Below are 1,347 nucleotides of genomic sequence, written 5' to 3'. Positions count from 1 at the left end.
TCGAGCGTCTGCTGCTGCCACTGGGGGTACTGCGCCGGGTCGCCGTGGGTCTCGCCGTCGGACTGGTTGTACAGGAAGTTGAAGTCCATCGACAGAGCCTGGATCTTGTCCCCGTACGGGAGCAGCTGCAGCGGGAAGTCCCAGATGCCGTTCTTCTTCGTCGGCCACACCTGGAAGGCGCCCGGGGAGCTGGCGTCGTAGCGCCAGCCGTAGCTCTTGATGGCCTTCAGCAGGTTCTTCTGGCCCTCCAGGCAGGGTGCGCGGCCGCCGGTGACCTCCTTCTTGAAGTCGAAGGGCAGCGCGGGGACGTCCTTGAAGGCGGTGTTGGTCTTCCAGTTCTCCACGAAGGAGTAGAACTGGTCGATCTCGCTCTTCCACTCCTCGACGCTCCACTCGCCGCCACCCTTCGCCTCGCAGAAGTGGCCGTTGAAGTGGGTGCCGATCTCGTTGCCGTCCTTGTACGCCTTCCCGAGCTGCTCCAGCGTGGTGCGTATGTGGTCGTCGGTCGCGTAGTCGATCGCGGCGTCACCCGGAGAGTGCATCGGGCCGTGATAGAGGGCCTTCTTGCTCTTGGGCAGCAGGTAGATGCCGGTGAGGAAGAAGGTCATGTGGGCGTCGTACTCCTCGGCCAGCTCCCGGTAGTGCGAGAAGAGGTGGTCGCTGCCCTCCAGCGCGCCGTCCCAGGAGAAGACCACGAACTGGGGCGGCTTCTCACCGGGTTTGAGCGGCACCGGCTTCAACTGTCCCTTTTGGGGGCCGGTGTAGGAGGTGGAGCCGTCGCCGAGGATCTTCGTCTTGCCGTCCCAGGCGGGGGCGGGCTTCTGCGCGGCCTTGCCGCCGTTGCCCGTGCCGGCGGAGGCGGTGGGCGCGGTGCGGTCCCCCCGCGTCAGGACCAGGTATCCCGCGACCACGGAGGCCACGACGAGGAGGGCGGTCAGGGTCATGACCTGCGGGCGGGTGACCCGGCGGCGTTCACGGGACCTGCGGCGGCGGCCGGGCGGCGACTTCATGCGGGACATGTGCGGCTCAATCTGCGTGGGAGTGGGGCAGCGGAACGGCCACCGGTCAGTCCAGACCCATGGCGGCGGACCAGACGGCGAAGGGAGGACTGTCGGCGGCGGTTCCGGCGAGTCCGTCGAGCGACAGGGGCTCCAGGGACTTGGCCAGGTCGATGCGGTAGACGACGACGGCGGTGGTGACGGATGCGGAGGTACCGGTGTACCAGGCGGCGGTGTCGTCCTGGGTGGTGCCCGCCTTGCCCGACACCTGGGCGGTGGCAGGCGCGGCGGTCGGGTGGGCGGTGCGGAAGGACTCCGTCAGTGCGCGGTCCACCTGTGCGGCGACGTC

General features: G+C 68.3%; 1 protein-coding gene and 1 pseudogene. Both read right to left on the bottom strand.

Translation table 11 applies throughout. The annotated features are described in order from the left end of the window. On the bottom strand, positions 1–1,010 hold a 1,010-nt coding region (locus tag ABZ471_RS48715), incomplete at its 3' end, for a hypothetical protein (protein WP_359075630.1). 55 nt (positions 1,011–1,065) lie between these two features. Beyond that, a pseudogene (locus ABZ471_RS48710) lies at positions 1,066–1,347 on the bottom strand (penicillin-binding protein); the annotation flags it as partial.

The organism is Streptomyces sp. NPDC005728, assembly GCF_040630895.1.
GTDB lineage: Bacteria > Actinomycetota > Actinomycetes > Streptomycetales > Streptomycetaceae > Streptomyces.
This window is presented reverse-complemented; position numbering and strand designations above follow the sequence as displayed.